Origin of the sequence: Corynebacterium sp. H128 (assembly GCF_037482625.1) — a bacterium.
Lineage (GTDB): Bacteria > Actinomycetota > Actinomycetes > Mycobacteriales > Mycobacteriaceae > Corynebacterium.
Genome location: NZ_JBBHKW010000006.1, coordinates 108577 through 133010, shown reverse-complemented (window position 1 = coordinate 133010; position 24434 = coordinate 108577). Strand labels below are relative to the sequence as shown.

Below are 24434 nucleotides of genomic sequence, written 5' to 3'. Positions count from 1 at the left end.
TGCGGTTACCCACCACAACACCCAGAACATGTGTGCTAAATATGGATGAGGGTTTCCGCCACCCTACCTAAGCGCACCGCCATTACTTTCTGGTCTTCCTCTTGGAGTACCGAAACAAAAATGCGATATAACAAGGCACGCAGGAGCAACGCGGTGAAATCAGGCACGTGCGAAAAGCGGTGCACGACGGCATCGTCCACGGCGTCGAAAAGCAGCCCATCTACTACCGTGAGCGCGGCGGTATATCCGTGAGGACGCACAGTAGCCACGATGTCCGTCACTAATGGCGACTGAGTCCCCGACAGCAAAGTTGTACTGAGCATGTCAGCATGCCCAACCTGCATAGGAGCCGCAGTGTGCGGAATCAATGGCCCAATGCGAGCGGCGAGCAATAGTGCGGCCTGCAACTCAGCACTTGCGGCTGCGGCCGTATCAAGTCCGATCGAAAGCACCTCTGCTGGATCATCGGACCAGGCAGCATGATCAGCAACGCGGTAGATCTCGTGTGGGGCCCACTTCTTGGTAATCGGTACCGTCACAAAATCTGGTGCAGGCAGCTGCGCCAATGCATCTGCAAGCCGCAACGCGGCGGTGGCAGTCTCGTCAACACGCCCAGATGCCAATTCGCCCGCCCCGAAACTCGATGCCTTCCAGCCGGAAACAATGTACCGACCGTCCGTGGAGCGAACGGGACGAGCCACCCGCAAGCCTTCTACATGCAGATTTTCGCGAACTTTAGCTGACCAAGCGGCGTTGTCCGGATCCAAAACTGGGCTGAGCACCACATGCCCAACTTTGAAGCCATAGTCCCAGGCATATCCCATCGGCACCGCGTCGCCGGATTCAGCATGGAATGCCGCCCGGACATGATCTGGTAATGAATTCTTCGTCATTGGGCCGAACACCTTTCACACAAAATTCGTTGAGTGCACTCAGGACCGAGGGAACGGCCAGGGGTTGAAACCGCAGGAAACTTGATCGTCGCGATACACCTCATGTGGGTCAATCCGGTGCAGTTCGGAGTTATTCAGACTCAGGGTTTGCTGCATCATTATCGGGGCAAGCTCGCCCGTTGCTGGGCATACCGCATGCTCCGCGTAACCCAGCGCGTGGCCGACTTCATGGTTGATCAAATATTGCCGATAGCTACCGATATCACCTTGAGCGGTCACCGCCCCGCGCACCCAGCGTGATTCGTTGAGCAGCACCCGTTCCCCGACCGGCATGTAGCAGCTCGTTTCCATCTTCAGATCGTCGCCACAAACCGCATGAGTGGTACCAACAGAGGTGAGTTGAATTCGGAGCGTCGGATTTTGATCAGGAGCCACGTGCTGGAAGGAAAATGCGGGATCAGCGGTCCATCCTTTTGGATTGGCAAGGGTGGCATCAATCATTGCGGCTACGGCTGCATCCCCACCGTACGCAGCAGTATTGACGCCGTTCTCAATTTCCACCACATAGGTGATGGGGTGCTCTTTCCCCTCGCCTACTTTCGGCCCAGGAGAACCTACTACCCGGAAAGTATCCTCTCCAGTTTCCGTAAAAGGCCCTCCATCTGGCAACTGACCAGTTGCTAATGAAATCGGATCCGCGTCAGCCGGAATCGGCCCCGCACCTCGGGACTGCGGAGCAGGCTCGCTAGCCGCTATTTCGTGGTGAATCGGCTCGGCAGGCTCGTGGACAATATCGACCAAGATCCAAATGGTGATTACCAAGAGCACTGGGATGGCATAGGCCCGCCAACCGTATTCACGCGCGAATCTGACCAGCGACGATTCCGAATTCTGCATCATTAACTGCGACTTGATTTAGCCGATGAAGCCGACCTGGCGCACGGTAGCGGTGCCGAGTTCTACGTAGGCAATTCGGTTATTGCGGATTAGGTACTTGCGACCACGGTCATCCGCGAGCTCCAGCATGCCCGAATCCTGATCCATAGCGGCCGCGACGGCTGCTTGGATCTCTTCCTGAGATGCCTCGGTAGAAAAGGTGAGCTCGCGCGGGCTATCTGCAAAACCGATTTTGATATCCATTGAGTGTCCTTAAATTTTGTTCGCGGTGTACTTCAGCGGAAGAACGTTTTCAGTCTAGGGGGCACACCCTGCGGGGTGCGAGTTCGCCTTATCTTATCCCGTTTCGCTCCCTTAGTTTCCCAGCGGAATGCTCCGCGGTGTCGCTTCTAGGCCAGAGCCGACTAGGATCAACAACGTGTCTGCACAAAACCAAAAATCTAGTCCAACCTTTGCCGAGCTCGGCGTTGCCGTTGAGATTTGCCAGGCCTTAGCCGAGCAGGGCATCACCCACACGTTTGCCATCCAAGAGTTGACCCTCCCGATTGCGCTCGAGGGATCCGATATTATCGGCCAGGCTCGCACCGGCATGGGTAAAACCCTGGGATTCGGCGTGCCGTTGTTGGACCGAGTTTTTGACGCTGCAGATATCGCTGAGCTTGATGGCACTCCGCGCGCACTCGTTGTCGCCCCCACTCGCGAATTGGCAATACAGGTGAGCGAGGATCTGGAGCGTGCCGCCAAGTACACGCCCATCCGCGTCTTGACGGTCTACGGTGGTCGTCCTTATGAAGAACAGATCAGCGCCCTGCGCGCGGGTGTCGACGTCATCGTAGGCACCCCTGGTCGCCTCATCGACCTCCACCAGCAGCAGGCACTCGTGCTCGATCAGGTGGCGATCCTAGTGCTTGATGAGGCCGATGAAATGCTTGACCTCGGTTTCCTGCCGGCGATAGAAAAGCTCCTCAAGGCTCTCACACACAAGCATCAAACAATGCTGTTTTCTGCCACTATGCCAGGGCCGATTATCACCTTGGCCCGAAGTTTCCTGCACAAGCCGATACAGATCCGTGCTGAGAACGATAGCGAGCAACAAACGCACGCCAGCACGAAACAGGTAATGATTCAGGCGCACCGAATGGACAAGGTCGCGATCCTAGTGCGGGCCTTGCAAGCCAAGGGTCGGGGGCGCACGATCATTTTCACCCGCACCAAGCGGAGCGCCGCTGAGGTTGCTAATGATCTCGCGCAGGCAGGTTTCACCGTAGCGGCGGTACACGGCGATCTGGGCCAAGTAGCGCGAGAAAAGTCTCTGCAGGCGTTTCGCGACGGTGTCGTTGAAATCCTCGTCGCCACGGATGTGGCCGCCCGTGGTATCGACGTCGACGATGTCACACACGTGATTAACTACCAGACCCCTGATGATCCGATGACCTACGTACACCGTATCGGGCGAACCGGCCGTGCTGGGCATACCGGAACTGCTATCACGCTGGTGGGTTACGATGAATTGGCTAAATGGCAATTAATCGATACCGAACTAGGACTGGGAACTCCGGAGCCACCGCAGTTGTTCTCCACGTCCCCCGAACTCTACGAGGTTTTGGATGTCCCCCAAGATGCCCAAGCTTCCTTAGGGGAGCCGAAACGAGTGTTCGGCGGGTTCAGTGCGACACAGAAGCTGCGCGGCGGCCGGGATAGAGCTCCACGCCGCTCCTCCGCGGAGCGGGTAGCTGACCCTCGACCACGTCGAAAGGCACGCAAAAGGTGACAGCGCAACCTCACGTTAAGCAACCGAAGAATGCCCCGCTGCAGCGCAGCAAAAAGGACCTCATCGCTACTGCCGCCATTAGTGTCGCTGCCGCCCTTGGAGTCGGAACCGTTTGGGCAACGGCACCGATTACTAAGTCTGAGCTCACTCCCGCTACGCAAACAGTATCCGCGAATGAAGCTCTCAGCGCGCCGCCTGAAAAGCTACATGAGGTCTGGCGGGCGGATAGCCCCGCGATTCCGGCACTGCGGCGCCCGCTTGTGATCGAGGGGCTAACCATCACTGCCACGGGTGGCACCTTGACTGCCCGCAATTCGGCAGATGGCGCGGAGGTGTGGCGTTATGAGCGCGATGTGGAGTTATGCTCCCTCAGCGCTGGTTTCAGCAGTATCGTTGCTACCTACCGCAACAGTGCAGGTTGCGGTGACGTGACCCAGATCAACGCGAAGACTGGTACCTACCGAGCCACTCGCAGCGCACCGAATTCAACAGCTGTCGTCCCCATTTCCTCCAATGACCGTGTCGGGGTGGTCTCCCCAGAACACGTTGAGCTATGGCGAAGCGACCTAGTGCGCACGGTGGAGTACGGCGACAAGGAAGCGAAGCAAGAACCTGGCATGCAACCGCATGAGGATTGCACAATTTCATCAGCCATGACCCGCAAGGAATTGCTCGCAGTGATGGAAACCTGCCCGGATCAGCCAAATAACTCAATGTTGCGTTTCCAGGCAACCACTCCAGAGGACTCCCGTAAGCCAAAGATCAAGGCTGATGTCGCGGTACCCGGCACTGATGCGCAACTCATCGGTATCGGCCAAACGCTGGCAGCGGTCTACATTCCCAGCAGTCCGCCACACCTGATTGCATATGACGAGTCTGGCAAAGAAAAGGCTCGCCACGAAGTGCAAGAAAGTCCGTTGGTGACGCAGCACCTGCAGAGCAACACTGGGGAAGCCTTCGCTCCGGAAACCGCGGACTTGCCGCATCACATGACCTGGTTCGATGGTGAACGGATTTACCTGCTGAATCCCTCAACACTGGCAATACAAAAGGTTTTTGCGGGCGCCCTCGGCACCGGAGCCGCAGTCGGTGATCGCATCATCTTCCCGGTTCCCAATGGTATTGCCGTCGGCAACTGGGAGAATGGCGCCATTGAACGCACTATCCCGGTGGATCGCGGCGATTATTCCGGCCCAGTGTCTATTGCGGTTTCCGGGAAAACTGTCGTCGAGAAGCGTGGCGATACCCTCGTGGGATTGAGCGTTTAACGGTGGTTGGCGCTGGCCCAGGCCAGTGACGCGGAATTGAACAGCAAAAGCATCCCGGCAACTGCAGAGACAGCCGTCACGCCCGCAAATGCTGGCTGGCCCGCAGTCCACATGTAGTACGCGGCTACCAGCAAAAACAGCTCCAACATCGCTACTGGGCCGCGTCCCCACCGGCGCCCCTTGTTCATACTGATGGCACCGGCAATCACCGCACCGAAAATAATAATGAAGTAGATGGCGGTGCCGTAACCGATCATGCTGGCACGCGCAGCTGTGTCAGTCACCACGCCCGCGCCACGTTCTCCGATGAGTTCCCGGTAGATCAACAAACCCGCGTAAGACAATCCAATCAAGGACTGCACGATCGCCAAATAACCAGCGTATTTTACGGGAGCGGGGACGCGAGATTCGGTGTTATTCACACGGATATCCTAGCGTGCATTACCACCCTAGGTAGGACACCCCATTAGACTTGCCTCTCATGCGTTGCCTCATGCTGTCCAACCCCAACTCCACCAGCATTAATGAACAGGTGCTGCGGCAAGCCATTACGCCGCTTCGAAAGGTAGCCGAGCTGCATTCGGTCCATACTCTGCACCGCGGACATGCTGCGGAGCTCACGCGCGGTGTGACGCGCGCCGATTTTGACGTGGTTGTTGCCGTTGGCGGAGACGGCACAGTCAACGAAGTTCTCAAAGGTTTGCTGGGCAACGATCCCACCGCTCGTCCCTCGGCAGAGTCGCTTCCTCGGCTCGCCATCATTCCCACAGGTTCTGCGAATGTGTTCGCCCGCGCGTTGGGCTTTCCCAATGCACCGGGCGCTGCTGCTGAAATGCTGGCTGAAATGCTTACTCCGCTGACGTCTCGACGCCTGCCAGTAGGACTCGTGAACAACCATTGGTTCTGCGTCAATGCTGGATTTGGACTGGATGCCGAGGTAATCAACCAGATGGATCGGATTCGCAGCTATGGAATTCCCGCGACGCCCTGGCACTATTCCTTGGTGGCTTTCTCCGCCTGGAGGCGGCTGCATCGCACTCCGCCCCACATTCATTTTGAAGCACTCACTCGCGATGGAGACACGGTGGCGGGCGACGTGCCGATAGTGATTGTGTCGAACACTAACCCGTGGACTTACGCCGGGCCGGTACCTGTGGTCACCAATCCAGAACACCGTTTAGAAGATGGCTGTTCTTTGTACGCTCTGGAAGACATTTCCGGAGTGGGCGGGTTTATCGCTGTTATGAATGCAATGGGCATTCCTGTGAATTCGCTTACCCGGGATCGGGTGGATTTCCGAGAAACCCGAGTTGACGATGCAACTAAAGTCACGCTCACCTCTAAGCTGCCACTAAAATGGCAGGTAGATGGAGAATATGCTGGAAAAGCTACGGAACTCAAGATCCAGACAGTGCCGAACGCGATCGATGTAATTTGCCAGCTATAGCCCCATATTGAGTGAACTTGATCACAATTTGACCCTTAACTCTAGCCAAGAAAGCACTGTCATGTCATGATTCATCGGTAACAAAAACGACGGGTTGAATAACCAGAGTCGAAATCCTTGAGTACAACAGGTTACGTCTTGGTGAACGAGCGCCCCTCAGCGCCAGCTAGCCCCCTAGCCGTCACCACCACCGAAACCACTACCCAACCACCAATAGCTGGGTTCCCTCAGTCACACTGAGAAACCGGCCTTTGTTTTGGTGCGCGCGGTAGACGTTGCAACCAAGGAAACGCACCGTAAGAACTTATCTGTTAGGAGATTTACCATGGATTGGCGCCACGAAGCAGTCTGCCGCGATGAAGACCCAGAGCTCTTCTTCCCTGTCGGAAATTCCGGCCCAGCTCTCGCCCAAATCGCTGCAGCAAAGGTTGTATGCAACCGTTGCCCAGTAACCTCACAGTGCTTGGCATGGGCACTGGAGTCCGGCCAGGACGCCGGCGTATGGGGCGGTATGAGCGAAGACGAGCGTCGCGCGCTGCGTCGCCGTAAGAACCGCGGTCGCGGCCGTACCCGCGCAACCGTCTAATTAACCATTCCCGGGCGCACTCGATTAAAGTGAGTGAGTCTAGTTACTTTTTCACTAACCAAGGAGGCAGCCATGAGCAAGCGTGGCCGCAAGCGCAAGGATCGTCGTAAGGGCAAGGCAAACCACGGCCGTCGCCCTAACGCATAACGGTCTTTAGTTCTTACATAGCGTCAAAGCACCTACAGGTATTCTTGTAGGTGCTTTTCGCTACTTCAAGCGCCCTTTTAACAAGGAGACAACTATTAGCGGAATGATCCCCGCTGCTGTACTCGAATGGAAATGGAGATGCGCTGACGCAGAGTTATCGGCGCAGATGCCGCACAGGAACGACGCAGCAACTCCCGTATCTCCTCTTCTACTCCCAGGCGTTCAAAACAGTGCGGACAAGACGCGATCGCGGCACGCAGCTCCTCTTGGGCGGATTGCGTGCAATCGCCGTCGAGAAGCTCAGCTAGCCGCGCATAGGTATCCGAGCAGTTGCAATCGCATCCTCGATGTTCGTTGCTCATGGCTTCTTTCCCTCTACTGCTTTAGATCCGATTCCGTAACTCAGTGCTACTTCCATCAACGCTTCTCGGAGTTGTTTTCTTCCCCGATGTAGGCGAGACATCACCGTGCCGATAGGGATGTTCAGGATCTCCGCAACCTCCTTATAGGGAAGCCCTTCCACATCGGCGTAATACACCACCATGCGATACTCATCAGTCAAGGCGTTCATGGCCTCAGCAATGTCCGTATCCGGGAGTGATTTAAGCGCCTGTACCTCGGCCGAATCCAGCCCAGCAGACTGGTGAGAGGATGTGGAGTACAGCTGGTAGTCAGTGATCTCCTCGGTCGGCAACTGCGAGGGCTCTCGTTGTGCCTTGCGGTAGGAGTTTATGTAGGTGTTGGTCATGATCCGGTACAACCACGCCTTGAGGTTCGTGCCCTGTTTGAAACCTTCGAAGGCCTTAAACGCCTTGATGTAGGTTTCCTGCACTAGATCCTCCGCATCGGCGGGGTTGCGGGTGAGCCGTAGCGCGCCGCCGTACAGTTGGTCAAGGAGTGGAAGTGCTTCCTCCTCAAACCGCGTGACGAGCGTGGAGTCATAAGCAACCATTGAGATAGCGGCCTTTCTTCGCGGTGGAGCCTTCCCTGTTACACAAGTCTAAACGCATTCGGTGACGCAAAGGAGTCCGCATGGCACGAAAGAAGTCCGCCAGCACTGCAGCAATCGCAAAATTGAGTGATGCAGGCCTGCCCTATACCGTCCACAGCTTTGAAACGCACTCGCAACATTTTGGGGCGGAAGCAGCGGAGTATCTCCAACAGGAGCTCCACATAACGCCAGATCGAGTATTTAAAACCTTGCTGGTAGATCTCACCGCAGGCAAGGGCACCCGGCGCGCACTGGGCGTCTGTTGCCTGCCCGTCACAGCTTCCCTCAGTTTGAAGAAGGCCGCAAAAGCACATGGTGTTTCCAAAGTGACGATGGCTGACCCAAAGCTCGCCGAACGCAGTAGTGGCTACGTAGTTGGTGGCATCTCCCCCATTGCCCAAAAGACGGCGCTGCCTACAGTCGTGGATGCCAGCGCCGAGCTTCACGAAACCGTTTTTGTTTCCGGTGGCAAGCGCGGCCTCGATGTGGAACTCACCGCCGCCACGCTTATCGACGCCACGAACGCCCAACTCGCAGATCTGTTAGCCGATTAGTTCTGGGCAGTCATTTCGCACGTTCCCTACTGCCGGATCGGCTTCGGTCACTTCAAGCCCGTTGAGCAACTCGGTTGAGCTGGGGTGCAGCAGCTCGCCACTACCCGCTAACCAGGGCACTATTTCGGCGTTGCTTAAGAAGCGGGGTAGCCGGTGATGCAGCCAACTGAGCGGTTCAACCGCTGCGGTGGTGATCATGGTGGTTGATAGGCGGTTTTGTCCGCTGGCCCACAACCCAGCGGCCCAGAGCATGTCGCCTGTCGCCGGCCGCACAAAGTGCGGGCGTTTTTCATGCCATTCGTAGTAGCCGTCGAGAGGCAGGATGCACCGCCCCGACGCATACGCGTCCCGGAAAGAGGGTTTCTGCGCAACGGTTTCCGCCCGGGCATTAAACAGAGGCGGCCCAGAATCATCCTTCTTCCAGCGCGGGATAAGTCCCCACCGGGCAGGTTCCAAGAGAATCTCACTCCTGTCCGCAGCGAGGCGAACCAGTGGAATCACCTGAGTTGGCGCGATGTTATAGCGCGGGCCCGGCGTCCCCTGTGGAGCCCGAACTGCCAGCCCGGGCTCCTGGACGGCACGAGCAACGGCATCGAGTAACGACTCACCTGTGGTGAAGAGAACAAAGCGTCCACACATACCCCCTATTATGGAGGACATGAACACTCCTGGTGGGACGCAGTGGAAAGCGCCGGTTGCAGCTGGCCCGATCAGTTGGAACCTTGCCGTTCCCGGGTCAAAATCGATGACAAATCGAGCGCTGATTCTCGCTGCCCTAGCGGATTACCCATCCACCATCCGCGGCGCGTTGATTAGCCGTGACACGGAACTGATGATGGCGGCCTTGGCCGAGCTCGGTGCAAAGATCACCCGCACTGCGCCTGGACATGGCTCCGCTACTACCACTATCCGCGTAGAACCCGGACAATTCCGGGGCGGCCACATCGCTTGTGGCCTGGCTGGCACCGTGATGCGGTTTGTCCCCCCAGTTTCCGCGTTGTCGGCGGGCACGGTGTTTTTTGACGGCGATCCGCAGGCTCGCATGCGACCGATGAACACAATTCTTGATGCTCTACGCGCCCTCGGAGTGGAAGTTTCCGGCAATAGCCTGCCGTTCGCCGTCGAGGGTACGGGCGGGGTCCGCGGTGGAGTGGTCGAGCTGGATGCCAGCGCCTCTTCGCAATTCATCTCGGGTCTACTGCTGGTCGGTGCACGCTTTGAGGAGGGCCTCACAGTCCGCCACGTCGGCGGCAAGCTGCCGAGTATGCCCCACATCGAAATGACGGTGGACATGCTGCGGCTCGCTGGCGTAGGCGTCAGCACTGAGGTTCCGAACGAGTGGCACATTGCGCCGACATCGATCAACGGCCGAACCTGGATCATCGAACCGGATCTGTCTAACGCAACTCCCTTCTTGGCCGCCGCTGCCGTGACCGGTGGCACCGTGAAAGTGCAAGACTGGCCAGCCACCACGAATCAAGCTGGGGATGCCATCCGGGACATCCTGCAGGACATGGGATGCGCCACGGATTTCATCGCAGCCGGTGGCACTATGAGTTTGCAGGTCAGCGGACCTCCACCAGGTCAACTCACGGGTATCAACATCGACCTTTCTGACATCGGGGAACTCACCCCCACGGTAGCTGCACTGTCGACGTTAGCCAGCACCCCAAGTCGCCTCGAAGGGATAGCTCATCTGCGTGGGCACGAAACGAACCGCCTGGCTGCCCTTGCCGCCGAGATCAATGCCCTCGGTGGCCACTGCACGGAGTTTGCCGACGGTCTCATCATTGAGCCCCGGCCGCTGCGTGCTGGCTTGTGGCACTCCTACGCTGATCACCGCATGGCAACCGCCGGAGCGATTGTGGGACTAGTAACCCCAGGTGTGATCGTGCAAAACATTGAAACTACCGCCAAGACCCTTCCGGGTTTCGAGCTGATGTGGCAGGCCATGGTCAATGGGTAATCGCCGGTATTTCGATGAATCGGATGTCCGAGTGCGACCTGGCAGAAAGGGGTCGCGCCCCCGCACCAAAGATCGACCAGCGCATGAGGACGCGAAGCAAGGCATGGTGGTCTCCAAAGACCGCGGACGCTGGGGAGTGGTGATCGATGGTGAGACATCCCCTGTCGTGTGCATGCGGGCAAAGGATCTAGGCCGAACGAACATCGTCGTCGGCGACCGAGTTGGAGTGGTCGGGGATACCTCGGGGCAACCGGGCAGTCTCGCTCGAATCATCAAACTCGAAGAACGCAGCAGTGTGTTGCGCCGTACCGCTGATGACACAGATCCTTATGAGCGGATCGTGGTGGGTAACGCAGATCAGCTTTTGATTGTCACAGCAGTTGCCGATCCACCGCCTCGGGCTGGTTTCGTCGAGCGTGCATTGGTCGCAGCATTTGTCGGCCGGCTCACCCCTGTGTTGTGCCTGACCAAAACTGATCTTGCTGACCCCGCAGAGTTTGCTGCTGAGTTTGCGGATCTCGAGGTGCCTGTGGTCATCGCAGGAGTAACAGACAACCTAAGCGGTGTGAGAGAGATCGTCGGTGGCAAAGTCACAGCCCTCATCGGGCATTCCGGTGTCGGCAAATCCACTTTGGTAAATCGACTTGTACCCGATGCAGATCGCGCCACAGGAGCGGTCTCCGGTGTCGGCAAGGGCCGACACACGTCAACGCAGTCAGTGGCACTGCGTTTACCAGAGGGCGGTTGGATCATCGATACTCCAGGTATCCGCTCTTTCGGCCTTGCCCATGTGGACGCGGAATCCGTAATCGGAGTATTTGAGGACCTTGCCCAGGCAGTGGAGCAGTGCCCACGCGGTTGTACCCATATGGGTCCCCCAGCTGATCCGGAGTGCGCATTAGATAGCTTGTCGGGAGCATCACAGCGTCGCGCACATGCGGTGCGAAAACTACTGCAAGCCTTGCGTTCAAACGACGACTGGGATCTGGGGATAGTGAAAGACTAATGCCGATGGATAGGGTGCCACTCGAGCACACGTCGATCAGCCGACTATCGCTGTTCGCCGTGCTCAGCGGCTTGGTTACGGGGCTTGCAGTCGCAGCCCTCAACTGGTCGGTTATCCTCGTCGAACGCGCAGTCTTTGGCACCGACCATCTTGTGTCGCCGGATCCCACCGCAGTGGTGTCTCCGAAAAGACTCGCGCTTACCTTAATAGGCCTGGGTTGCGTACTTTCTTGGGCGCGATACCTCATGGATCGCTATAGCGAGCCGGTCTCCGTACCCGCCGCAATGTATGGCAAAAGAATGCCCTTGTTGGCGACTATTTGTTCCGCTTTTATCCAGGTGATGTCTGTGGCAGCGGGTGCCTCAGTGGGGCGCGAGAACGCGCCCCGAATCATAGGCGGACTATCTGCGTCCCGCCTCGCGGTATGGAGCAAATTGGATCACGATGCGCGACGGCTACTCATCGGAGCTACCGCAGGCGCTGGGCTCGGAGCGACCTTCCACCTCCCACTAGCAGGCGCAATTTTTGCGCTCGAGCTATTGCTCATGGAAATGTCTGCACAGGCCGTGATCACCGTCATGCTGACCTCTGCCACCGCTGCAGCCGTGACCGGTGTCTTTGTTACCCCACACCCCGTGTACCACAGTGTGCCGGTGCAGGAATCCGCCGCGACCTTGGCGGTTGCAGCCATAGTGGGATTAGTGGCGGGGCTCCTTGGTCATTGGTTTGGCAAGGCGGCCCGCCTGGCGGTACAGCATCGTGCCAGCGGAACTGCGCTGTTGTGGCAAATGCCCTTGGGCTTCGTCTTGCTCGCTGTCGTTTCCTATTTTGTGCCTGGAGTTAGTACCAACGCGCGTTTCACCACAGATACCGTGTTGAGTGGAGACAACATCGCCCTCGGGCTACTCCTCGTGGGGGTACTGCGAGTAGGCGCTATTCTCTTGAGCTTCCGCATCGGCGTTATCGGTGGCACGCTCACACCGGCCTTCGGGCTTGGGGCAATCACCGGAGCGCTGATTGGAATTGCGCTGCAGCCACTGCTGCCCGGAGTCCCGATCGGGGCTTTCGCGCTGCTTGGTGCAGCAGCTTTTCTTTCCACCGCCATGGCTGCCCCCATGTTTGGTCTCATCGCCGCCATTGAGTTCACCGATATGGCAGCCCAAGGCTACCTACCGGTATTCGTGTCCGTTGTCGCTGCGGCACTGGCGGTACGAGTATGGGGCCGGCTTCGTCATGACGAGCAACGCCTGGCCCCATTTACTTCTGCGCTATTCGCCGGCAAGCGGCGTCGTTAAGCGCTATCGCTTTAGGCGGTCACGTTTGCGCGTTTGGTAGGGCGCATGAGGGCGAACTTCACTGCCTCCATCGCCGTCGGACGGGCCTGCTTCAGCAACTTCAGACCGGGGAACAATCCGCGGCGCTCCCCCTGCTCATTCTTACCAACGTGCAGATGCTGCTCGATATCGGGAGTAAAAGCAGCTTCCGAGCGTACTTCCGGGGCATTCTCCGGCTTCGCTGCCAGCATCGAGTTCGGCAGCGTGAGCTTGAGCAAAGTGCGCTGCACCTTACTGAACTGAACTGGGAAGGAATCCGTGTTATAGGGCAGGTCAAACTCGCGGGCAATCGCTTCAACCTGCTTACCGACGGCTGCGAGACGATTCGATGGCATATTCGGGTAGAGGTGGTGCTCAATCTGGTAGTTCAGGTTGCCGGACATGATCGTCAGGATCTTGCCACCGCGGAAGTTCGCGGAACCGAGCATCTGACGCAAGTACCACTCCCCCTTGGTCTCGTTCTCCCACTGCGCCTTAGTGAAGGTTTCGGTCTCATCTGGGAAGTGCCCACAGAAGATCACGGCATAAGACCACCAGTTGCGGACCAAGTTGGCGAGCATGTTCGCCTTCGCAGTGTGCAGGAAGTTTGGCCCGGTAAGCGCAGGGTACAGTACGTAATCCTTGATCACCTGATTGCGGACTTTGCCCACAGTCTCCCAGAACTTTGGTTTGGTTTCTTCCCAGGTCTGACGGCCAGAGAAGTAACGGCCGAGCTCGACGTCGTAGAACGCGATGGCCCACTGGAACAGCGACGCCAAGATTGCGTTCGTCACCGGCTGGAAAGCATGCATCGGGGTCCACTTGCGGTCACGGGTTACCCGGAGGACGCCGTATCCAACATCGTGATCCATACCCAAGATATTGGTGTAGGTGTGGTGCACGTGGTTATGGGTATGCGCCCACTGGGCACTCGGGCAGTTCATGTCCCACTCCCAGGTAGCGGAGTGAATTACTGGATCGTTCATCCAGTCCCACTGACCGTGAATCACGTTGTGGCCAATTTCCATGTTTTCCAGGATCTTGGCCAGGCTGAGCAGGCTGGCTCCTGCCCAGAAGAACGGCTTCTTATGGGAAAGCAACAGCAGCGCTCGGCCAGTAAGTTCGGTTCCGCGCTGAAACTTGATCAGGTTCTTGATGTACTTGACATCATCCTCGCCGAGGCTATCCTCGACTTCCTTCTTGATAGCGTCGAAACGGCGCCCGATCTCCTCGATGTCCTCATCAGTGAGATGGGAGTATGCCTGAATATTGGTAATTGCCATTGGTTTCGTTCCTTAAACGTCTAGAGTGAGGTCGCCGTGCGCGACGCAGACACAGGTGCGGATTCGGGAACCAGCTTCATGGACTTCCCCGGTATGTAGGTTATGGGCTTTGCCGTCGCTGATCTGGCGGACACAGGTGTGGCAAATGCCCATTCGGCAGCCGTAAGGCAGCTGGATGTCAATCGATTCGGCAGCTTCCAGGATGGTGGTGGCACCGTCGGCAACAACGCTGCCACGGGAACCGTAGGTGATCTCGCCACCTACGGCATCTGAGGTGCGGTCCAGGGTGAAACGTTCGGTACGCAGTGCGTAGTGCTTATCGACGCCCCCCTCCCACCACTGCTCAAGGGCGCTGAGCATCTCAGCCGGGCCACACGCAAATGCAGCGCGCTCAGCGAAGTCTGGGACGATGTTCTCAATATCAGCCGGGGTGACACGCCCAGCCTCAGAGGTGAGCTGCAGGTGCAGGCTCAGACCTGGAATCTGCTCCAGCTCTTCCAGGAATAGCGCGTCGTCGCGGGTACGCGCAGAATAGATCAACACCGCATCATGCCCAGGAGAAGTCTCGCCGAGGGTACGCAGCATCGATACGATCGGGGTAATTCCGGTACCTGCAGCCAGAAACAGCAGCTTTTCCGGAAGTGGCTCTGGAAGGTAGAAATCGCCTGCTGGCTGTGCAAGGCGAATATTCAGACCTGGTTGGGCTGTCTCCACCAGATGCTCGGAGAGTTTGCCACCTTGGTGCGCCTTCACAGTCACGCTGAACGTCTCGCCTTTGCCAGCGACGTTCGTGAGCGAGTAACTACGCCAGATATAGCGTCCGGCAACTTGCACGCCAATGCCGATGAACTGTCCCGGTTTGAAGTCGACTGGAACGCCCCAGCCTGGGGTCACATCCAGACTGATGGTGTCATTCCCGTGTCTGGTGACGCTGCGGATCTGCCCACGGAGCTCGCGGGTACTCCACAATGGATTGAGCAAGCCAGTGTAGTCATCTGGTAACAGCGGCGTGGTCCATGCTTTGAGCGCTGACCGAACTCCGGCCAATGCATCTGAAGTCTTTTTTGCCACTCGGGAACTCGTTTCTTCTGCCATTAGTTTAGGTACGCTTGCGTAGCTTACGTGAGCGTAGGTTAGCCGTGCAACAGCACGGCCGATATAGCTAAGAAAAAATCTTGGCCCGCAGAGCGCGTGCCAAGATGAGTATTCAGAGGTTGGAACTAGAGCAAATCAACAAGAAACGGCAGCTCTACGGTGTCGTACCACGCCATGAAGTTGTCGTCTGCATCACCAACAGTGAGCTCTGCGTCTTCATCCCCCAAATCGGCTGCATCAATTGCCGAAATTGCTGCAGCGGTGGCGGCCTCTGAGCCCTCAACATCGACGTGCAGCGCTGCAACATCCTCAAAGTCAATGAGTGCAGGAGAAATCTTCACTACCGCTTCCCCAGCCTCCGGTGCGAAGCTAAGGCGAGAATCATCCAAATCAACGGTCACCACTACTCGGCGGTGCGGAAACTTCTCTTCTGCGCCGGTAGCCAGCAGTCGCAGTGAAGCTCGCGCAGCCTCAATGAATGCGAAATGCGCAAATTCCTCCTCATCGCCCTCTTCGAAGAATTCAACCAACGCCGGCGTCACTGCAAAACCCCAACCAGAGCGCGCCGGAAAAGCATTGTTTTCCTTAAGCTCACGCAGAATTGAAAAAGTCGCCGGAATATAAACTCGCATTGGATTTAAAACTCCCCTTCAAGGCCAAAAAGCCCGGTGATCTCAACAACAGCACGATCGAACTGCTGGTAGAAGACCCCGACCAGACCGCTTTCCACTGCGGCGCGGACATTGAGAATCGAGTCATCTACCAGCACACAATCACGCATTGGCAAATCGATGGCTGCAGCAGCCTGCGCAAATGCCTCCTCAGTTGGCTTTTCCGCACCGATCTCACCAGAAAGTAGCACCGCATCCACGTATCCGCGAACCTGCCATTCGCGGATTGGCTCCGCTCCGACACCGCCCGGATCATTAGAAAGAATCGCCGTCGCTACGCCGTCCTGTTTGGCCGCGGCAAGCAGATTACGCCACCGGCGCTGCTCTTCCTCGGTTCCGTCTAGAACACCGACGTAATCCACGATCAATCCACGCACGCTACACTCCTGTTTCTCGTTTTGTTCTGGGGAACTTTGCTCGACGCTTCTGCACAGTTCATGGCACACTAATAGGGCGAGCTATCCAACGCAGCCGAACGTCGCCCCTCATTCTTCCACAGCTTTGCACTGGCGGCTGGCGCGAAGTTCCCTCAAGCCCACCCAAGTTTCGAAGGAACCTGCTTTGCTACGCGTTATTCCAGGCCTGAGCCACCTAAAATTGCTCGATCCTACTGTATCTCAGCCACCGCCTCGTTCTGTTTCGGCGCCATGCCCTGATAAGTCCCAAAAGGCACTCACACAGGTAGCACTCGAAGTCGCATACGGCATCCGTCCACCTGCGATGCTGCACCGCAACAGGTTCGATCCGCAAGTCCGCATCCATATCGCCGCGTTCCACAAAACATCTACCTTGCGCGGCCCAGTGCACCTGTTGCGAGTTGAGGCTCACGCGGCACCACTGCCGCATGCGACCGATGAATTGGCAGTCCAGATTCTGGCAGCCACGGACCTCATCGGCACGTGCCGTGTTGCAAAAACCACGCAGGCGTTTGCCGCCCGGCTCGAACTACCGGAAGGCAAACGCCAGTGGGTGATGCGGAGCCTGAGGCTAACGTGACCTAGGCCTCTTCAGGACCAGAGGTACGCAGTTGCTCCGGACGAGGGCCGCGCTGACCGCCTAGATCTTCTGCGTCAAGCTTGCCATCATGGTTCACATCCACAGTGCCGGCAGCTTGCGCCTGGGGCACGAACTGCTTACGGATGAGGAAGAGCTGGCGAACGGTTTCCTCTTTAATGCCATCCTTCATGGCATTAAACATGTCGCCGCCTTCGCGCTGGTACTCGACCAATGGGTCACGCTGAGCCATTGCGCGCAGACCGATACCTTCCTTGAGGTAATCCATCTCATAGAGATGCTCGCGCCACTTCGTGTCCACAACGTTCAAGATGGCGACGCGCTCGATGCTGCGCATCTGGTCTTCGCCACCGATTGCAGCGACCTTTTCTTCCATGTCCTGGTACAGCATGCGCGCGTCCTTGAGGATCGCGGCTTCCAGATCTTTAGCGGTGAGCTCGCCGGCAGCTCCGTACTCGGTGCCGTCGACAAGCGACTTCCAGCTCATCGAAGGGCCATACAAGCTCTCCAACGCGTTCCACAACGTGTCTAGATCCCAGTCTTCGACGTAACCATTCGCGGTAGCGGCTGCAACATAATCCGAAATGGTGTCCACGATCATGGCCTGGATCTGCTTAGAGACATCTGCCCCTTCCAGCACCTGGCGTCGCTCAGCGTAAATGACCTTGCGCTGCTCATTCATCACTTCGTCATACTTCAAGACGTTCTTGCGCATCTCAAAGTTCTGCGCCTCAACCTGCGTCTGTGCATTCTTGACGGCGTTGGAAACCATCTTGGAGTCAATCGGCTGGTTATCAGGGATATCCAGCCGGTTCATCGTGTTTTCCAGCATTGGTCCCACGAAGCGCAGCATCAAGTCATCGCGCATAGAAAGGTAGAAACGCGTTGCACCAGGGTCGCCCTGACGACCTGAACGACCACGCAGCTGGTTATCAATACGGCGGGAATCATGACGCTCCGTACCGAGCACATACAGGCCACCGGCCTCACGTACTTTTTCCGCGAGTTCGGCAGAGCGCTTCTTCACACGTACGATCTCTTCATCCCAAGCGGCTTCGTACTCCTCCGGCTTCTCCACTGGGTCGAGGCCACGCTCGCGCAAATAGATATCCGCCAAGATGTCCGGGTTGCCACCGAGCACGATGTCAGTACCACGACCAGCCATGTTGGTAGCCACGGTTACCGCGCTTGGCAAACCTGCCTGCGCGACGATCTCTGCTTCCTTCTCATGATGCTTAGCATTCAGAACGTTGTGTTTAATGCCCTGGCGCTGCAACAAAGCGGAGAGGTACTCGGAACGCTCGACGGAAGCAGTGCCGACGAGCACCGGCTGCCCCTTCTCAACGCGCTCGGCAATGTCATCTACAACCGCAGTGAATTTAGCTTCCTGGGTTTTGTAAATCAGGTCAGTGAGGTCTTCGCGCTGATTCGGGCGGTTGGTCGGGATTGGCATGACATCGAGCTTGTAAATCTGGTGCAGCTCAGATGCTTCGGTCTCCGCGGTACCTGTCATACCGGCTAGCTTGTCGTACAGGCGGAAGTAGTTCTGCAGGGTGACCGTAGCGAGGGTCTGGTTCTCGCTCTTGATCTCAACCTGCTCCTTCGCTTCAATCGCTTGGTGCATGCCTTCGTTGTAGCGGCGTCCATCCAGCACACGACCAGTGAACTCGTCCACGATCATGACGTCACCGTTTCGAACGATGTAATCCTTGTCGCGAGTGAAGAGCTCCTTCGCCTTAATCGCATTGGTCAAGTAGCTAACCAGCTGGGAGTACTCCGGGGCGTACAGATTGCTGATGCCGAGCTGGTCCTCAACATAAGCAACACCGTCTTCCTTCACGCCGACGGTGCGCTTGCGTTCATCAACTTCATAGTGGATATCACGCTGCATCCGAGGGACAATCGACGCGAAGGCCGTGTACCACTCGGAAGAGCCGTCCGCCGGACCGGAAATGATGAGCGGAGTACGTGCTTCGTCAATAAGGATGGAGTCAACTTCGTCGACAATGGCGTAGTGGTGCCCACGCTGTACGAGGTCGTTGAGAGAATGCGCCATGTTGTCGCGCAGGTAATCAAAGCCCAACTCATTGTTGGTGCCGTAAGTAATGTCCGCGTTATAAGCAGTGCGACGCTGCTCAGGCGTCATGTTGGACAAAATCACATCGGTCTTCAGCCCGAGGAAGCGGTGTACACGGCCCATCCACTCCGCGTCACGTTTGGCCAGGTAGTCATTCACGGTGACCACGTGCACGCCCTTGCCTTCAAGCGCGTTGAGGTAGGCCGGCAACACACAGGTCAAAGTCTTACCCTCACCTGTGCGCATCTCGGCAACGTTGCCAAAGTGAAGCGCTGCACCACCCATCACCTGCACTCGGTAATGCTTCTGGCCGAGCACGCGCCAGGACGCTTCGCGAGCAGTAGCAAAGGCCTCGAGGAGAAGGTCATCGCTCTTCTCACCTTTTTCAATCCGCTCCTTGAACTCCGCAGTCTTTGCCTTGAGCTGCTCATCGGAGAGAGCGGCATACTCATCCTCAAGGGAGATGACTTGGTCAGCTATAGCCTGAAGACGCTTGATTGCGCGGCCTTCACCAACACGGAGAATCTTGGACAATCCAAACACGGGCAGCGGTCCTTACAGATTAAATTGGGGACGTTAATAACAAATCTTCGCCCATTCTACGCATAACGACGACGCGACAAAGCTTCGCATCAGCAGAGCGCCCCCGAAAGCTTTCGCATCTCGGGGGCGCTACAGACAGGCAAACTGCAAATTACTTAGCTTCGCCGTCTTCAACTAGTTCGATCAAGCCATAGTCAAACGCGTGACGACGGTACACCACGGATGGCCGACCGGTTTCCTCGTTGAGGAACAGGTAGAAATCATGACCGACCAGCTCCATCTCCGAAAGCGCGTCATCCACGCTCACTGGAGTTGCAGAGTGCTGCTTGGTGCGCACGATGTGTCCCGGGGTGACATCCTGCACCTTATCTGCGTATGGATCCACATCGAACTCGCTGGCGGCTTCCTGGGCCTTCTTGGCTTCGGCAGCCATTTCAGCAGCGAGTTCACCAGTGCCGAGAGGGGCGCGATGGCCGGAGCGGCTGATGCTGCGACGAGCCTTCACCTTGCGCAGGGAGCGCTCCATCTTGCCCAGTGCAGTTTCGAGGGCAGCATAGAAGCTGTCTTCTTTTGCTTCTGCGCGGGCGATGTGCCCCTTGCCGGTCGCAGTGATCTGAATACGATCAGACTGCGCTTCACGGCGAGGGTTCGGCTCGTGCTGCAGTTCAACGTGGAAGAACGTCAGTGTCGGATCAAGTCGCTCGATCTTTGCGAGCTTAGACTTGACGCGTTCCGCGAAGTGATCGGGCACCTCGACGTTGCGGCCGGTGATATTGACCTGTGCGCGCAGGACGTCGTTGTTCTCAGCAGGTGTAGTCACTTTGCTTTACCTCCCGGTATCTGCCACCGCACAATGCGAGCGGGATTACTCACAACGTCCACGGTGACGCTTATCTTGCTACACCTCAAATTTTACATCTGGTCATAACCAATTTGCCACGACTTCTCCCCTTGGTTACCCCACTTCAGGCGCCGCAAATTGCGAGCACGCCTGCGACCTGTACGTTCGCAGCAAAGAGAACCGCTGCGGTCGCCGCAATAGTGGCACCTGTGGTCACAACGTCATCGACGATCACTACGGGCCCGGTCGGAATTGTCGTCAACACTACGTTGCCAGCAAGGTTTTTCCGGCGAGCGGCCGAATCCAATCCAACGGAGTCTCGCACCTGTGCGCTATGGCGTACGCAACAACTCACCGCTGCATCCGTCCCGCGACATACTGCGGTCACTGGGTCACCACCGCGCTTGCGTGCCGACGTCCGCTTCGTCGGAGCCGGAACAAGCCTGAGCTCACTCAACTCCGGAATCTCACCTCTCGCCGCCAAATACAGCAAGGCCGCGTTGACAACCGAACCTAACAAGGGTGGCACATCTCTGCGCCCGCGCTCTTTCATGGCGAGAATCAACTCGCGGTGCACGCCAGCGTAGGGAGACAGCACCCAAACTGGGACATGCGGATCTACGGGAGTGAACAGCCGCTGCGGAGTGTTGGCTAGTTGGCGTCGACACGCACTGCACAGGGACTGCCCTGGTTCACCGCATCCAGCGCAATGCTTAGGAAGCAGCAGCTCCATCATTTTGCTACAACAGGCGCTGCTCGTTGACCTTGTAGCGCAGGAACCTCGCGCCAGAATGCCGCACCTGTGGTGTTGATCGGCAATTGCAATACTGCTCGCGAATCAGTGATGTACAGCGTTGAGGAACTGGCAGAGATCGCCACCACCGGGGCCGTGACGTTGCCGGCGGGCAACGGAGTCAAGGCCGAACCATCTGCCTGGATCTGCCAAACCGGAGTTTCCGCAGTAGAGGTTCCCACCAGCAGCGAACCATCGACCTTCCAGTCCACCGTCAGCGCCGTCCCAGCTATCGACGGCGCAATTTCCTGAACATGAGACAGCTTACGGTGTCCAGGGCTAGGTCGCTCCACCGTTGCCAGATACACCCTGCCGTTGGCAATGAACGCGCAACGCACTCCGCTGGGGGACAACCTGAGTACAGAAATCAGGCCATTGTCACTGTCCAATTCCGAGGTATCAACCTCGGTGTGCGAGAGGTCACCACTGGTCGTCGAACGCGCAACGCGCGCCACCCTACGACCATCGATGACGGTCCAGACAGCACCGCCACCGATTTCAAACGTGGGGTGCGAAAGCGTGGTGGCTTCAAGGCCGGGGCGTCCTTCCTGGCCGATCTGCCCGATCAACAAGGTGGACTTCTTCTGCTCGCCCTCGCCAACGGCTTGCACCGCCGCCACTAACCCGGAGGCCGCTTCAAAGTCTGCGGACTCGAAATCTTGGCTTTCTCCGAATTTTCCTGGAACTGGAGTGGCTTTATCGTTTTCCACCTTCAGCATCCGGCCGTCGGAAAGCGCATACAGCGACGAGGCAGCACCAGCGGAAGCGCCTGGGTTAAATTCTGCGACTTGGTCGACCATGAGGGATTCCGCACCCTCAATAATCGGGGTGTTATCAATGTCGATCTTGTAGGGGCCGGGCACTCCTGCCTTAGCTAGGGTCCAAATCACCTGTGCAGCAAAACGATAGCGACCCTCCTGCCCTACATCACCAAATCCGGAAAATGAATACACACCGGAGTTCACTCCAGAGAAGGTAGCTCCCGGCGGCACATAGGTTTTGACCCCCGGTTTCAGCGACTCTTGAGGCCCTTCCACCAGCAGCGACAATAGCGCGGTGTCAATCGAGGTATTACCGCTGTACACCCAGCGGCGGTCTACCACTAGGCTGCGATCTGTTGGATCGAGAAAATACAGGGCATAAGGCTGGAAATTGTTCCGCATTTCAGTATGCTCAAGCACGACACCAGGCGGCAAATTATCGATGCGCCACTGGCCTTCTTCTTTAGCAAGTTCAATGGTGGATTCGTACATGCCGTTCTCGGGCTGATAAACACCACCGACACCAATCGAACCGACTACAGGTCCACGAACGCTGAACATCATCCGGTCATTAGTAGCCCCCGGCATGGAATTGAGATCGATTCGATCCAAGACAAGCGTTCCTGCCTGGGAATCCCAGGATTTCGCCGCTGCCGCGGTCAAATACTGGCGAGCGGCTTGGTGACGCTGCGTAGGTTTGACGGCCTGGGCGAAAAAGTCACGCAGCAGCAGGTCAGCCGCCTGATTCGGATAAGGGCCCGCCACCTCATTGGTTCCCGTGACGGATTCAAAAGAGCGAAGCGCCTGGGGTGAAGAGTCGCTGGGGATAGTGGTGCAGGCGGAGAACACGAGGCCGGCACCAGCAACGACGGCAACTACCGCAGTGGACTTAGCGTTCATCAGTCACCACCCCGCTAGTTTCAACTGCTTTCGGTTCTGGTTCAGACTCGACTGCACTGTTCGGATGCTGCAGCGAGATCGGGCTCGTATTGTATCGCTCCTTGGCCACAAGCGGAAGCGTGAGGAGGAACCGCGAGCCAATACCTACTTCGCCAGAAGCCTCTAACTTACCGCCATGCAGGCGAGCGTCCTCGGCGGCGATGGCAAGCCCCAAACCTGTGCCCCCGGAATGCCTCTTGCGGGATGGATCCGCACGCCAAAATCGATTGAACACCAGCTCTTCTTGCCCGGGCTTGAGTCCCACTCCGTGGTCGGTGACCGCGATGGCCACTGCCTCTTCGTTGACCCGCATCAGCACATCCACGGGCTTGCCTTCGCTGTGATCGATCGCGTTGGCAAGTAGATTGCGGAGAATTCTCTCAATACGACGCGAATCGATCACAACTTGGACAGGCTCGTCTGGCTCGTCGAAGTTAACCGGAACATTCAACTGCTGAGACAAGTGCTCCACCTGCTGCCATGCTGCCTTCAGCGCGCCACGGATATCTACTTTCTCTTGCGAAAGGTCTGCAACGCCAGCGTCGTGGCGAGAAATTTCCAGCAGATCCGCGAGCAACGCCTCAAAGCGATCCAATTCTCGGACCATGAGTTCGGACGCACGCTTTGAATAGGCATCCATGGAGTCGGCGTTATCTGCGATCATGTCAGCAGCCATCCGCACCGTAGTCAACGGTGTGCGCAGTTCGTGTGAAACATCAGAGGTGAACTGACGCTGCAGATTGCCGTATTCCTCGAGTTGATCGATCTGCTTAGACAATGACTCCGCCATCGAGTTGAAGCTCAAAGCCAAGCGCGCCATTTCATCTTCACCATCCACCACCATCCGTTCCCGGCGGTGCCCTGCCGCAAAGCGTTGGGCGATACGACTGGCGGAAAGCACGGGAGCGGTTACCTGCTGAGTGAGGAGCCACGATATTGCGACGATCAAGACCAACAACACCACACCAGCGGCTGAGAACAAGCCTTTAATTAAGGCCAGGGTGGCTTCTTCGCTCGATAGTGGCATCACCAGGTACACCTGGAGTCCGATGATGTCCGTATCCGTCGGGGAGCCGATGACCAGAGCTTTGTAGAGATTCCCCTCGTAGTTGTTCAGAGTGGCAAATTGATAGGAAACCTGCCCCTGCGAAACAAAATAGCGCAGGCGCCCAGGTATCTCGAATCCCTCTGGTGAGGTTGTCAGCGTGCCATCTGGGTTCTCAACAATCAGCACCGGTTCAAAGATGGCGCTAGAGCCGGCTGGCTCGGAGCTGCTGAGGTTGGTGAGCGATGACCGTGCGGAGTTCAAGCGCGCTTGCAGGGAATTCGACGTGTCCGAGGACGCTATTTGCTTCTCGACGGCCGTCCGCGATCGCTCAATTTCTCCGTCGGCTGTCTCCAGCTTCGAATCGATCAGTCGCTGCGCGACGATGCTGATCAACGTCAGTCCGAGGATGAGCACGACCAGCGTCGTGGAGACCAAAATCGAACCGATGACTCGAACCTGGAGGGAGGTGCGCCAGCGATCGGCAAGCTGCTCCCAGGCACGACGAAGTGAACTCATGAGCGAAGGAGTGT

At 57.3% G+C, this 24434-nt stretch carries 26 protein-coding genes; 10 read left to right on the top strand and 16 right to left on the bottom strand.

What is annotated here, in order from left to right; all coding sequences use genetic code 11:
- Window positions 1-35 precede the first annotated feature (35 nt).
- The 3 genes from WG915_RS07270 to WG915_RS07260 are packed head-to-tail and all read right to left on the bottom strand — an operon-like array spanning window position 36 to window position 2033.
- Window positions 36-893: a TIGR02569 family protein gene (locus tag WG915_RS07270; protein WP_339564711.1), complete on the bottom strand. Its 858-nt coding sequence runs from the start codon at window positions 891-893 to the stop codon at window positions 36-38.
- 39 nt (window positions 894-932) lie between these two features.
- A complete protein-coding gene (locus WG915_RS07265) occupies window positions 933-1790 on the bottom strand; it encodes a DUF3152 domain-containing protein (RefSeq protein ID WP_339564737.1) in 858 nt (285 codons plus the stop codon).
- A gap of 18 nt (window positions 1791-1808) precedes the next feature.
- Window positions 1809-2033, bottom strand: coding sequence for a DUF3107 domain-containing protein (locus WG915_RS07260; protein ID WP_339564710.1), 225 nt, complete (start codon window positions 2031-2033; stop codon window positions 1809-1811).
- A gap of 175 nt (window positions 2034-2208) precedes the next feature.
- On the opposite strand from WG915_RS07260, the gene WG915_RS07255 reads away from it, so the two are divergent.
- Both WG915_RS07255 and WG915_RS07250 read left to right on the top strand, forming a co-directional pair.
- Complete coding sequence (locus WG915_RS07255) at window positions 2209-3561, top strand: DEAD/DEAH box helicase (protein ID WP_339564709.1); 1353 nt, start codon at window positions 2209-2211, stop codon at window positions 3559-3561.
- Complete coding sequence (locus WG915_RS07250) at window positions 3558-4829, top strand: Rv3212 family protein (RefSeq protein ID WP_339564708.1); 1272 nt, start codon at window positions 3558-3560, stop codon at window positions 4827-4829. The genes WG915_RS07255 and WG915_RS07250 overlap by 4 nt, the downstream gene beginning before the upstream one ends.
- On the opposite strand, the gene WG915_RS07245 is transcribed toward WG915_RS07250, so the two are convergent.
- Window positions 4826-5251: a hypothetical protein gene (locus WG915_RS07245; protein ID WP_339564707.1), complete on the bottom strand. Its 426-nt coding sequence runs from the start codon at window positions 5249-5251 to the stop codon at window positions 4826-4828. The genes WG915_RS07250 and WG915_RS07245 overlap by 4 nt on opposite strands.
- Before the next feature lie 59 nt (window positions 5252-5310).
- Between WG915_RS07245 and WG915_RS07240 the strand changes: the two genes are divergently transcribed.
- The 3 genes from WG915_RS07240 to WG915_RS11600 all read left to right on the top strand — a co-directional run bounded on the left by WG915_RS07240 (window position 5311) and on the right by WG915_RS11600 (window position 7009).
- Entirely contained in the window at window positions 5311-6276 is a 966-nt protein-coding gene (locus WG915_RS07240) for a diacylglycerol/lipid kinase family protein (protein WP_339564706.1), read from the top strand.
- Window positions 6277-6601: 325 nt separating this feature from the next.
- Window positions 6602-6862: a WhiB family transcriptional regulator gene (locus WG915_RS07235; RefSeq protein WP_339564705.1), complete on the top strand. Its 261-nt coding sequence runs from the start codon at window positions 6602-6604 to the stop codon at window positions 6860-6862.
- Between the two features lie 72 nt (window positions 6863-6934).
- Window positions 6935-7009 carry a 50S ribosomal protein bL37 gene (locus WG915_RS11600; RefSeq protein ID WP_377739391.1) on the top strand — a complete coding sequence of 25 codons (75 nt, stop codon included), beginning with the start codon at window positions 6935-6937 and terminating at the stop codon, window positions 7007-7009.
- A gap of 95 nt (window positions 7010-7104) precedes the next feature.
- Here the strand turns inward: WG915_RS11600 and rsrA are convergent, their stop codons facing one another.
- Together rsrA and WG915_RS07225 are read right to left on the bottom strand one after the other, a co-directional pair.
- A complete protein-coding gene (gene rsrA, locus WG915_RS07230; RefSeq protein WP_339564704.1) occupies window positions 7105-7371 on the bottom strand; it encodes a mycothiol system anti-sigma-R factor in 267 nt (88 codons plus the stop codon).
- Window positions 7368-7961, bottom strand: coding sequence for a sigma-70 family RNA polymerase sigma factor (locus WG915_RS07225; protein ID WP_339564703.1), 594 nt, complete (start codon window positions 7959-7961; stop codon window positions 7368-7370). The genes rsrA and WG915_RS07225 overlap by 4 nt, the downstream gene beginning before the upstream one ends.
- Window positions 7962-8041: 80 nt before the next feature.
- Between WG915_RS07225 and WG915_RS07220 the strand changes: the two genes are divergently transcribed.
- A complete protein-coding gene (locus WG915_RS07220; RefSeq protein WP_339564702.1) occupies window positions 8042-8554 on the top strand; it encodes an aminoacyl-tRNA deacylase in 513 nt (170 codons plus the stop codon).
- Here the strand turns inward: WG915_RS07220 and WG915_RS07215 are convergent.
- A complete protein-coding gene (locus tag WG915_RS07215) occupies window positions 8543-9193 on the bottom strand; it encodes an SOS response-associated peptidase (RefSeq protein WP_339564701.1) in 651 nt (216 codons plus the stop codon). The two genes, WG915_RS07220 and WG915_RS07215, sit on opposite strands and share 12 nt — an antisense overlap.
- Before the next feature lie 19 nt (window positions 9194-9212).
- On the opposite strand from WG915_RS07215, the gene aroA reads away from it, so the two are divergent.
- The 3 genes from aroA to WG915_RS07200 are packed head-to-tail and all read left to right on the top strand — an operon-like array spanning window position 9213 to window position 12821.
- Complete coding sequence (gene aroA, locus WG915_RS07210) at window positions 9213-10520, top strand: 3-phosphoshikimate 1-carboxyvinyltransferase (RefSeq protein WP_339564700.1); 1308 nt, start codon at window positions 9213-9215, stop codon at window positions 10518-10520.
- A complete protein-coding gene (rsgA, locus tag WG915_RS07205) occupies window positions 10513-11526 on the top strand; it encodes a ribosome small subunit-dependent GTPase A (protein WP_339564699.1) in 1014 nt (337 codons plus the stop codon). Before aroA ends, rsgA begins: the two co-directional genes overlap by 8 nt.
- Before the next feature lie 5 nt (window positions 11527-11531).
- On the top strand, window positions 11532-12821 hold the full coding sequence (locus WG915_RS07200) for a chloride channel protein (protein WP_339564698.1): 1290 nt from the start codon (window positions 11532-11534) through the stop codon (window positions 12819-12821).
- A gap of 11 nt (window positions 12822-12832) precedes the next feature.
- Here WG915_RS07200 and WG915_RS07195 read toward each other — a convergent pair whose 3' ends face one another.
- The 4 genes from WG915_RS07195 to WG915_RS07180 form a co-directional block, all read right to left on the bottom strand.
- Window positions 12833-14122, bottom strand: a complete 1290-nt coding sequence (locus WG915_RS07195) for a fatty acid desaturase family protein (RefSeq protein ID WP_339564697.1) — start codon at window positions 14120-14122, stop codon at window positions 12833-12835.
- Window positions 14123-14134: 12 nt separating this feature from the next.
- Window positions 14135-15193 (bottom strand): ferredoxin reductase, encoded by a 1059-nt coding sequence (locus tag WG915_RS07190; RefSeq protein WP_339564696.1) that lies wholly within the window; start codon window positions 15191-15193, stop codon window positions 14135-14137.
- Between the two features lie 149 nt (window positions 15194-15342).
- Window positions 15343-15849, bottom strand: a complete 507-nt coding sequence (locus WG915_RS07185; RefSeq protein ID WP_339564695.1) for a DUF6912 family protein — start codon at window positions 15847-15849, stop codon at window positions 15343-15345.
- A 5-nt stretch (window positions 15850-15854) separates the two neighbouring features.
- Window positions 15855-16265, bottom strand: a complete 411-nt coding sequence (locus tag WG915_RS07180; RefSeq protein WP_339564694.1) for an HAD-IA family hydrolase — start codon at window positions 16263-16265, stop codon at window positions 15855-15857.
- 184 nt (window positions 16266-16449) lie between these two features.
- Here WG915_RS07180 and WG915_RS07175 point away from each other — a divergent pair, with 184 nt between their 5' ends.
- Complete coding sequence (locus tag WG915_RS07175; protein ID WP_339564693.1) at window positions 16450-16884, top strand: hypothetical protein; 435 nt, start codon at window positions 16450-16452, stop codon at window positions 16882-16884.
- Window position 16885: 1 nt separating this feature from the next.
- Here the strand turns inward: WG915_RS07175 and secA are convergent, their stop codons facing one another.
- The 5 genes from secA to mtrB form a co-directional block, all read right to left on the bottom strand.
- The gene (gene secA, locus WG915_RS07170; protein WP_339564692.1) at window positions 16886-19522 is read right to left on the bottom strand and encodes a preprotein translocase subunit SecA; all 2637 of its coding nucleotides are present in this window, start codon (window positions 19520-19522) and stop codon (window positions 16886-16888) included.
- Window positions 19523-19673: 151 nt separating this feature from the next.
- Window positions 19674-20342 carry a ribosome hibernation-promoting factor, HPF/YfiA family gene (gene hpf / locus WG915_RS07165; protein ID WP_339564691.1) on the bottom strand — a complete coding sequence of 223 codons (669 nt, stop codon included), beginning with the start codon at window positions 20340-20342 and terminating at the stop codon, window positions 19674-19676.
- A 145-nt stretch (window positions 20343-20487) separates the two neighbouring features.
- A complete protein-coding gene (locus tag WG915_RS07160) occupies window positions 20488-21096 on the bottom strand; it encodes a ComF family protein (protein WP_339564736.1) in 609 nt (202 codons plus the stop codon).
- Window positions 21096-22817 (bottom strand): MtrAB system accessory lipoprotein LpqB, encoded by a 1722-nt coding sequence (gene lpqB / locus WG915_RS07155; protein WP_339564690.1) that lies wholly within the window; start codon window positions 22815-22817, stop codon window positions 21096-21098. The genes WG915_RS07160 and lpqB overlap by 1 nt, the downstream gene beginning before the upstream one ends.
- Window positions 22807-24420, bottom strand: a complete 1614-nt coding sequence (mtrB, locus tag WG915_RS07150) for an MtrAB system histidine kinase MtrB (RefSeq protein WP_339564689.1) — start codon at window positions 24418-24420, stop codon at window positions 22807-22809. The genes lpqB and mtrB overlap by 11 nt, the downstream gene beginning before the upstream one ends.
- Window positions 24421-24434: the final 14 nt, after the last annotated feature.

Bases quoted from the DNA above. Each gene is read 5' to 3' on its own strand.
- WG915_RS07270 (WP_339564711.1), bottom strand. From the start codon at position 893: ATGACGAAGAATTCATTACCAGATCATGTCCGGGCGGCATTCCATGCT.
- WG915_RS07265 (WP_339564737.1), bottom strand. From the start codon at position 1,790: ATGCAGAATTCGGAATCGTCGCTGGTCAGATTCGCGCGTGAATACGGT.
- WG915_RS07260 (WP_339564710.1), bottom strand. From the start codon at position 2,033: ATGGATATCAAAATCGGTTTTGCAGATAGCCCGCGCGAGCTCACCTTT.
- WG915_RS07240 (WP_339564706.1), top strand. From the start codon at position 5,311: ATGCGTTGCCTCATGCTGTCCAACCCCAACTCCACCAGCATTAATGAA.
- WG915_RS07235 (WP_339564705.1), top strand. From the start codon at position 6,602: ATGGATTGGCGCCACGAAGCAGTCTGCCGCGATGAAGACCCAGAGCTC.
- rsrA (WP_339564704.1), bottom strand. From the start codon at position 7,371: ATGAGCAACGAACATCGAGGATGCGATTGCAACTGCTCGGATACCTAT.
- WG915_RS07225 (WP_339564703.1), bottom strand. From the start codon at position 7,961: ATGGTTGCTTATGACTCCACGCTCGTCACGCGGTTTGAGGAGGAAGCA.
- WG915_RS07220 (WP_339564702.1), top strand. From the start codon at position 8,042: ATGGCACGAAAGAAGTCCGCCAGCACTGCAGCAATCGCAAAATTGAGT.
- WG915_RS07215 (WP_339564701.1), bottom strand. From the start codon at position 9,193: ATGTGTGGACGCTTTGTTCTCTTCACCACAGGTGAGTCGTTACTCGAT.
- aroA (WP_339564700.1), top strand. From the start codon at position 9,213: ATGAACACTCCTGGTGGGACGCAGTGGAAAGCGCCGGTTGCAGCTGGC.
- rsgA (WP_339564699.1), top strand. From the start codon at position 10,513: ATGGGTAATCGCCGGTATTTCGATGAATCGGATGTCCGAGTGCGACCT.
- WG915_RS07200 (WP_339564698.1), top strand. From the start codon at position 11,532: ATGGATAGGGTGCCACTCGAGCACACGTCGATCAGCCGACTATCGCTG.
- WG915_RS07195 (WP_339564697.1), bottom strand. From the start codon at position 14,122: ATGGCAATTACCAATATTCAGGCATACTCCCATCTCACTGATGAGGAC.
- WG915_RS07185 (WP_339564695.1), bottom strand. From the start codon at position 15,849: ATGCGAGTTTATATTCCGGCGACTTTTTCAATTCTGCGTGAGCTTAAG.
- WG915_RS07160 (WP_339564736.1), bottom strand. From the start codon at position 21,096: ATGGAGCTGCTGCTTCCTAAGCATTGCGCTGGATGCGGTGAACCAGGG.
- lpqB (WP_339564690.1), bottom strand. From the start codon at position 22,817: ATGAACGCTAAGTCCACTGCGGTAGTTGCCGTCGTTGCTGGTGCCGGC.
- mtrB (WP_339564689.1), bottom strand. From the start codon at position 24,420: ATGAGTTCACTTCGTCGTGCCTGGGAGCAGCTTGCCGATCGCTGGCGC.